The sequence below is a fragment of the Embleya sp. NPDC001921 genome (assembly GCF_053594475.1).
This window is the reverse complement of record NZ_JBSFEO010000120.1, coordinates 1-6487: the sequence shown is the minus strand read 5'-3', so window position 1 is coordinate 6487 and position 6487 is coordinate 1. Positions and strand designations below refer to the sequence as shown.

13 protein-coding genes and 1 pseudogene are annotated in these 6487 nt (G+C 72.0%); 13 read left to right on the top strand and 1 reads right to left on the bottom strand.

Going from position 1 to position 6487, the window contains the following annotated elements; all coding sequences use genetic code 11:
• The 4 genes and pseudogenes from ACWCPW_RS51290 to ACWCPW_RS51275 all read left to right on the top strand — a co-directional run.
• A partial coding sequence (locus tag ACWCPW_RS51290; RefSeq protein WP_449768564.1) for a hypothetical protein occupies window positions 1-687 on the top strand: 687 nt, incomplete at its 5' end.
• Window positions 684-1040: a hypothetical protein gene (locus ACWCPW_RS51285; RefSeq protein WP_449768563.1), complete on the top strand. Its 357-nt coding sequence runs from the start codon at window positions 684-686 to the stop codon at window positions 1038-1040. The genes ACWCPW_RS51290 and ACWCPW_RS51285, both read left to right, overlap by 4 nt.
• Window positions 1037-1309 (top strand): annotated as a pseudogene (locus ACWCPW_RS51280) (WhiB family transcriptional regulator); the annotation flags it as partial. The gene ACWCPW_RS51285 and the pseudogene ACWCPW_RS51280, both read left to right, overlap by 4 nt.
• A gap of 231 nt (window positions 1310-1540) precedes the next feature.
• The gene (locus ACWCPW_RS51275) at window positions 1541-2017 is read left to right on the top strand and encodes a hypothetical protein (RefSeq protein WP_449768562.1); all 477 of its coding nucleotides are present in this window, start codon (window positions 1541-1543) and stop codon (window positions 2015-2017) included.
• Between the two features lie 101 nt (window positions 2018-2118).
• Here ACWCPW_RS51275 and ACWCPW_RS51270 read toward each other — a convergent pair whose 3' ends face one another.
• Window positions 2119-2295 carry a hypothetical protein gene (locus tag ACWCPW_RS51270; protein ID WP_395873720.1) on the bottom strand — a complete coding sequence of 59 codons (177 nt, stop codon included), beginning with the start codon at window positions 2293-2295 and terminating at the stop codon, window positions 2119-2121.
• 188 nt (window positions 2296-2483) lie between these two features.
• Here ACWCPW_RS51270 and ACWCPW_RS51265 point away from each other — a divergent pair, with 188 nt between their 5' ends.
• From ACWCPW_RS51265 to ACWCPW_RS51225, 9 genes are all read left to right on the top strand, one after another.
• Entirely contained in the window at window positions 2484-3371 is an 888-nt protein-coding gene (locus ACWCPW_RS51265; RefSeq protein WP_449768561.1) for a hypothetical protein, read from the top strand.
• Window positions 3371-4129: an ATP-binding protein gene (locus tag ACWCPW_RS51260; protein WP_449768560.1), complete on the top strand. Its 759-nt coding sequence runs from the start codon at window positions 3371-3373 to the stop codon at window positions 4127-4129. The genes ACWCPW_RS51265 and ACWCPW_RS51260 overlap by 1 nt, the downstream gene beginning before the upstream one ends.
• On the top strand, window positions 4126-4440 hold the full coding sequence (locus tag ACWCPW_RS51255) for a hypothetical protein (RefSeq protein ID WP_449768559.1): 315 nt from the start codon (window positions 4126-4128) through the stop codon (window positions 4438-4440). Before ACWCPW_RS51260 ends, ACWCPW_RS51255 begins: the two co-directional genes overlap by 4 nt.
• Complete coding sequence (locus ACWCPW_RS51250; protein ID WP_449768558.1) at window positions 4437-4946, top strand: response regulator transcription factor; 510 nt, start codon at window positions 4437-4439, stop codon at window positions 4944-4946. The genes ACWCPW_RS51255 and ACWCPW_RS51250 overlap by 4 nt, the downstream gene beginning before the upstream one ends.
• The gene (locus ACWCPW_RS51245) at window positions 4943-5257 is read left to right on the top strand and encodes a hypothetical protein (protein WP_449768557.1); all 315 of its coding nucleotides are present in this window, start codon (window positions 4943-4945) and stop codon (window positions 5255-5257) included. Before ACWCPW_RS51250 ends, ACWCPW_RS51245 begins: the two co-directional genes overlap by 4 nt.
• Window positions 5254-5571, top strand: coding sequence for a hypothetical protein (locus ACWCPW_RS51240; protein WP_449768556.1), 318 nt, complete (start codon window positions 5254-5256; stop codon window positions 5569-5571). Before ACWCPW_RS51245 ends, ACWCPW_RS51240 begins: the two co-directional genes overlap by 4 nt.
• Window positions 5568-5813, top strand: a complete 246-nt coding sequence (locus ACWCPW_RS51235) for a hypothetical protein (protein ID WP_449768555.1) — start codon at window positions 5568-5570, stop codon at window positions 5811-5813. The genes ACWCPW_RS51240 and ACWCPW_RS51235 overlap by 4 nt, the downstream gene beginning before the upstream one ends.
• Entirely contained in the window at window positions 5810-6259 is a 450-nt protein-coding gene (locus tag ACWCPW_RS51230; protein WP_449768554.1) for a hypothetical protein, read from the top strand. The genes ACWCPW_RS51235 and ACWCPW_RS51230 overlap by 4 nt, the downstream gene beginning before the upstream one ends.
• A partial coding sequence (locus ACWCPW_RS51225; RefSeq protein WP_449768553.1) for a hypothetical protein occupies window positions 6256-6487 on the top strand: 232 nt, incomplete at its 3' end. The genes ACWCPW_RS51230 and ACWCPW_RS51225, both read left to right, overlap by 4 nt.

Below are 6487 nucleotides of genomic sequence, written 5' to 3'. Positions count from 1 at the left end.
TACGCCGACACCAGGTCCGAGCACCCCGACCTGCACCGCTGGAACGCGGACGCCTCCGCCGACCTCGGCGTCCCGATCACCACCGTCTGCGACGGGCGCACCGTGATTGAGGCGAACAGGGCGGAGAAGTGGCTGGGGAACTCCCGTTTCTGCCCGGCCTCCAGGCTCCTCAAGTTGGAGCCGACGCTGGACTGGCTCCAGAAGAACTCCGACCCCCACACCGACATCCTCTACGTCGGCATCGGTTGGTCCGAGACCCACCGCATCCCGGGCAGCCGGGCGGGCTGGCTGCCCTGGCGAGCCGAGTACCCGATGGCCGCAGCACCGTGGATGGACCACGCGGACCTCGTCGCCGCGGCCCGCTCCCGCGGCCTGGTGATCCCCGAGCTGTACCGGCGCGGCTTCCCCCGCAACAACTGCTTCGGGGCTTGCGTGAAAGCGGGCGCCGGCCAGTGGCTCCAGGTCCTGCGGGAGTTCCCCGACGTGTTCTGGAAGTACGCCGCAGAGGAGGAAGCGTTCCGGTCGGACAACGGCAACGCGGCAACCTACCTGACCGAGGTCGTCGACGGCGTCACCCTGCCGCTGCCGCTCCACGAACTCGCCCGGCGAGCCGCCGAGAGGCCCGAGCAGATCGAGGTCTTCGCCTTCGACTGGGGCGGCTGCGGCTGCATGGAGGCGGCGTCATGAGGGCGCCGCGCCCGCCGATCCTCGGCGCCGACATCTGGACCACCGTCGTCACCCGCTACGAGTACCGGTGCTCGTGCACCGGCCAGTGCGGCGCCGGCCACACGAAATCCGCCGGCCGCTGTGCCCACCTGCACCGCGAGACCGGCCGCCGCGAGGACCGCCTCGTCGCCGTCCCCGAGGACCCGGCCGTCACCGGGATCGCCGCCGCCCGCCTGCCCGCGGCCGAGCTCGTCGCCCGCTGCCACGACTGCCAGGCGGACCTGCAACGGATCGCCGGCCGAGCGGCCAAGGCCGCCCGCGCCGACGCAACGAGCGCACTGTTCGACGTCGACGCACTCGGAGGTGCCTCGTGAGCCGACTCCCCGCCGTCTACTACGACACGTCCGCCACCTCGACCGAGTACGTCCGCGACTGGCGCGACTTCGCCGAATGCCTCGACGAAGACCCGGAGATGTTCTACCCGGGCAACCGCGACACCGCAGGAATCGCCGCAGCCAAGGCCGTCTGCGCCCGCTGCCCGGTGGACCGCGAATGCGGGAACTGGGCCATCACCCAAGGCATCGACGCGGGCATCTGGGGTGGCATGGACGAGGCCACCCGCCTGGCCAAGCGCAGGGAGGCGGGCATCCCGCCCGCGGCGATGCCCGACCCGTGCGGCACCGAGGCCGCCGCCCGCCGACACCAGCGCGAGGGCGAGCGCGCCTGCCAGACGTGCCTGCGGGCCGCCGCCGTCCGCAAGGCCGACCGCGAAGCCGAAGCCGCCGCCAAGTCCACCGCCGCCTGACTCGGGGCCCGGCCGGCGACACCACCCCGCCGGGCCCCGCACCACCAACTACCGCGAGACGAGAGCGACATGACCACTCCGAAGCTCACCACCGTAAACACCGTCTACCGGGCCTGGTGGCACGACTTCGAAGGCTGGGACGGCGCCGCCACCTACGCCGACCTCGACACCGCCAAGACCCACGCGACCGCCGACTACGTCCGCGAGGAGAACGTGCCCGAGGACGAGGTCGCCGGGCTCAACTGGCGAGGCGAAGGCCGCCCCCGCTGGGAGCTGTTCGAAGGCGACGACGCCACCCCCGTGTACGTGTACGCCGAGCGCGTCCTCGGGCCCGCGGGCGCCTCCCTGAAGGGCCGCGCCAAGACGCCCGACGTCGTGAAGCCGGGCGGCTCGCGCACCATCCGCGTCCAGCGCTGCTGCAACGGCTGCGGCCTGCCCCTGGGCGACGTGACCGACGCCGAGATGAAGTGCGCCGGCTACGGCGACCCCCTGCCGGATGTCCGCGACGAGTGTCCCGACTGCTCGACCGCGACCGCGGCCTCCTGACCCACCACACCCCCGGGGCGGGGCGTCCACACCCCCGCCCCGGGAGCACGGCGGACATGACGAAAGCCCGACCGAAGCCGGGCGAGAGGAGGTGCGAAGTGTCAGGACTGCTGCTCGCGCAGGCGCTTCTTGTGCGCGGCGACCTCGCGCTTGATGTAGACGCGCAGGTCGTCGGAGCGGGACAGGCCCTTGGCCTCGCACACCTCGGCGTAGGCGTCCCAGGTCTCGGTGTCGAGTCGGAAGACGCGGTTCGGCATGGGTTCGCGGGTGGGTGCCATGGCAAAAGGCTAGCGGACGCTATGCGCCCAAGTCGACACGTCGCCACGGTTTCGCATGCGCAACGCATATGCGTTCGGTCGGCCCGAATGGTAGCGTTTTGCATATGCGATCGGGGTTCTTGATCAGGAATGCCCCCTGACCCGAAATCCCCCCGTACTGACACACGAGACGAGCGAGGCCGCACTACATGGGCTACGAGCTGCGGCGCCAACTGCGCGAAGCGCTGGGGCCGGACATCACCGGACTTCAGCGCGCCGTCGCGCTGGAGATCGCGGACGACGCCGGCGACAAGACGCGGGAGAGCTACGCGACCTTGGAGGCGCTCGCCCGGTGGACCGGAGCCAAGAGCACCGAGGTGGTTCGGAACGCCCTCAAGCGGCTCGCCGCCGCCGGCTGGGAGTTCCGGATCCCGCTCGGCAAGGGCAAGGACGGTCGGGTGCTGTACGCGGTGCCCGGCACCCGGATGACATTCAAGGTGCCCCACTTCGAAGGGGTAGCCCCTGCTCCCCCTTCGGACGACAAGGGGGAGCAGGGGCTCCCCATAGGGGGAGCAGGGGCTCGTTCAGAAGGAGCCCCGGCTCCTTCAGAAGGTGCCGGGGCTCCCCCCTTCTCCTCATACTCCTCACTCTCCTCATCTATCCCCTCATGCGAAGCGCCCGCCGACGACGCGATCCCCGGACAGACCTGCCTCATCGCCGCCGCCGAAGAAGCCGACGCGGACAAGCCGCGCCGGGCGGCGAAGAAGAAGCCCGCGGCGAAACCGAAGAAGCCCAACCCGCACCAACTCGCCGACGACCTCACCGTCGCGTTCTGGGAGATCCACAAGACCGGCTCCGCGCAGTCGTTCATCGCGGTGCGCGGCATCGTCCGCACCGCCATCGGCAACGGCATCCCCCGCAACGACCTCGCCCGCGCGCTCGACGCCGTCGCCCGCGAAGGACGCGTCATCTCCGGCGGAACCCTCCAGGTCGCCCTCCAGAAGGTCCAGCGACCCACGCTCCGCGCCGTCTCCGGCGGCTGGCAGCCCTTCCAAAACCCCACCGACCACGACGTCTACGACGAGGACATGATCTGATGACCCGCCGCCACGCCATCGACCCCACCGACCTCGGCCTTCCCGCGGGTGCCTACGCCCAGCCCGACCCGTGCGACGTTCGCTACCCCGGCAGCGAACACGCCGAGATCCGCGTCACCGCCTACCTCCGCGGCACCGCCGGCGTCAACACCCTCGAACCGAGCGAGCGGGACTGGGTCCGCGACGAAGTCGTCCGCCTCACCGACGAACGCCGCGTCCGCGCCATCGAGTTCTTCGACAACCGCGTCCCCCGCCGCTACCAGGCCGCCGCCCACGACGACCCCCGCGTCGCCGACTGGGTCCGCGGCTACACCCTCGACCGCGACAACACCCCATCGCTCCTGATCGTCGGCCCCACCGGCACCGGCAAGACCCACCTCGGCTGGTCCGTCATCAAGGGTGTTGCCCACGCCGCCGGCGAGAACCGCTGGAAGGCCAGCACCGCTGCCGACCTGTACGCCTCGCTCCGCCCTCGGACCGGCCGCGACACCGAAGCCGAATTCGAAAAGGCCGCGGACGCACCGCTGCTCTACCTCGACGACATCGCCGCGGCCAAGCCCACCGAGTGGAACGAGGAGATCACCTACCGGCTCGTCAACCACCGCTACGAGCAGTGCCTCCCCGCGATCTTCACCACCAACGTGCCGCCCGCCCAGATGCGGGACATCCTCGGCGAACGCATCGCCTCCCGCCTCACCGAGATGTGCGATCGGATCGTCCTGCGCGGTGACGACCGGCGGAAGGGCGGCGGATCGTGACCGCCCGCGAGGTCGAGCCCCTCGGATACGCCGACGTCCAGGCCCTCCGCAAGGAGCGCGCCATCACCGAGGCGCTCATGGTCCAGGGCGCCCACGCGCTGGCCGAACGGGAGCGCCGTCGGCGGCTCGTCCTGCGCCACCCCGACCTCCTCGCCCGCCTCGGCCAGGACCCCATCCGGCTTCGCGTCCCCAGCCTGTGGACAGGATCCCTCCCCGCCGCCGAGTGGAACGGCTCCTCGAACTCGCTGCTGCACAACGCCTACCGGGCCGTGGTCGACGAGGCCGAACGGCGCGAGCGGAGGGCCCCGTGATCACCGCCTCGGCCCTCGCCGCCATCGACGCCGCCGGCCAGACCTGGGCCGAAGACCCCGACGAAGGCCCCCTGTCCGCCGCCGTCACCAACGCCCTCACCGGCTACGACGTCACCCCCACCGGCCGCCGCGTCAGGCCCCGCGCCGCATGCCACCACTGCGGCCGGGACTGGGCCGTCAGCGTCAACGGCCACTTCCGCGAACACCGCGACAACGACCGCCAGTCGTGCCCCGGCTCCGGCACCCGCCCCCACGGCTGGGATGCCCCGACCCCCGACCTGACCGGCCGCCAGTTCGACATCCTCCTCGGCCTCGCCCACGGCTGGACCGACAAGCGCATCGCCGGCGAACTCCACATCGCGGCCTACACGGCCAAGACCCACGTGAAGGTCCTCTTCCAGGCCCTCGGCGCCTCGAACCGCGCCCACGCCGTCGCCATCGGCTACGAGACCGGGCTGCTGCGAAACGGCGACGTCACCACCACCACCACCACGGAGCCCAAGTGACCGACACGACCCACGGCATCGAAGGCCGCTGCCAGCGATGCCGCCAAATCCGCCGCCTCTTCCCCTGGCACCCGCCCCGCATCCCCGCCGACTGGACACAGGGCCCCGTCGCCATCCAGCTCTGCCAGCGATGCCGAGACGAGCAGTACGAGGAGGAAGCCGAGCTGATCGACGAGCACGCCGACGAGGAGGAGGTGTGGCACCGCATGGACACCCACCTCGCGTTCGCCGCCCGACCCATCGCCATCGACACGGCCCCTCCGCGCGCCGTCTACACCTACGGCACCGAAAACAAGGCGGAGCCCCGATGACCGACCGACGCACCGTCCGCCGAGCCCTCATCGCCGCCGGATGGCGACCCGACTACCGGGGCTCCGACAACCTCCGCCGCGGCCGCGCCTACTGGCGGCCACACGGCCACGGCACCGGCCTCCTCCACGGCGAGGGCTACGACGGCAACCCCGACCCCCGCGAAGACCTCCCGCGGGCCCTCACGGTCGACGAAGCGGTCGCGCGGGCCATCGCGTTCGCCACCGACGTGCTGGCCGCCAACCACGCCCACTGGGCCCGGAAGACCGCGACCGGACGGGCCGAGCGCCCCGCGCCCACCAGGAGCCAGACGTGAGCATCCACCGCGACGTCTACGTCCGCTGCGACATCCAGGCCCCCGGCTGCCACCACGTCCCCCAGATCGCCGCCCCCGGGCGCACCGCCGCCGACGCCAGGGCGCAGGCCCGCGACCTCGACCGCTGGCACCACCACGGCGCCCACGACATCTGCGCCCCGTGCTGGACCGCCGGACACCGCACCGCGCCCACCACACGGCGGCCCGACCAGCCCGAACACCACACGACGGAGACCCGATGACCAGGCAACCGCCCCCGATCTGCAACCCCACCACCGACGGAGACCGCGCCGTCGTCACCCAGTTCGGCGAGTATCTCCGCGCCCTCAAGCTCGTCCGCAGCTACCAGGAGCGACCGCGGATCGTCTGCATCTGCGGATCGACGAGGTTCTGGCCCGAGATGGCCGAGGAGAACGTGCGCCAGACCGCTGCGGGCCACATCGTTCTGGCGCCCGGCTGCGACATGAAGCGCCCCCACCCGCTGTGGGCCGACCCGGCCGACGCCGAGGCGCTCAAGGCGCGGCTGGACGAACTGCACCGCGCCAAGATCGCGTTCGCCGACGAGGTGATCATCGTCGCGCCCGGCGGCTACGTCGGGGAGTCCACGCGGGCCGAGATCGCGCACGCCGAATTCCTGGGCCTGCCGGTGACGTACTCGCCGCCGCTCGACGGCGAGGCCCGGCCGTGACCGACACCGAGCCCGACCTGGCGGCGATCCGCGCCGACCAGACCCTCGCGGCGATGCGGCGCCCGGCCGACCTGCTCGCGTCGGTCAACGCCATCCAGCGCGTGATCGACATCCACCTGCCCGCGCTGCTGGACCTGGCCGAGCGGCAGGACGAGCACGTGCGGCGGCTGGAGGCGGTCATCGTCCGGGGCGTGGCCAGCGGTGCCCTGGGAGAGGCGACCGAGCGGG

Coding starts and splice junctions, on each gene's coding strand:
- ACWCPW_RS51285 (WP_449768563.1), top strand. CDS start 684: ATGAGGGCGCCGCGCCCGCCGATCCTCGGCGCCGACATCTGGACCACC.
- ACWCPW_RS51270 (WP_395873720.1), bottom strand. CDS start 2,295: ATGGCACCCACCCGCGAACCCATGCCGAACCGCGTCTTCCGACTCGAC.
- ACWCPW_RS51260 (WP_449768560.1), top strand. CDS start 3,371: ATGACCCGCCGCCACGCCATCGACCCCACCGACCTCGGCCTTCCCGCG.
- ACWCPW_RS51240 (WP_449768556.1), top strand. CDS start 5,254: ATGACCGACCGACGCACCGTCCGCCGAGCCCTCATCGCCGCCGGATGG.
- ACWCPW_RS51265 (WP_449768561.1), top strand. CDS start 2,484: ATGGGCTACGAGCTGCGGCGCCAACTGCGCGAAGCGCTGGGGCCGGAC.
- ACWCPW_RS51230 (WP_449768554.1), top strand. CDS start 5,810: ATGACCAGGCAACCGCCCCCGATCTGCAACCCCACCACCGACGGAGAC.
- ACWCPW_RS51275 (WP_449768562.1), top strand. CDS start 1,541: ATGACCACTCCGAAGCTCACCACCGTAAACACCGTCTACCGGGCCTGG.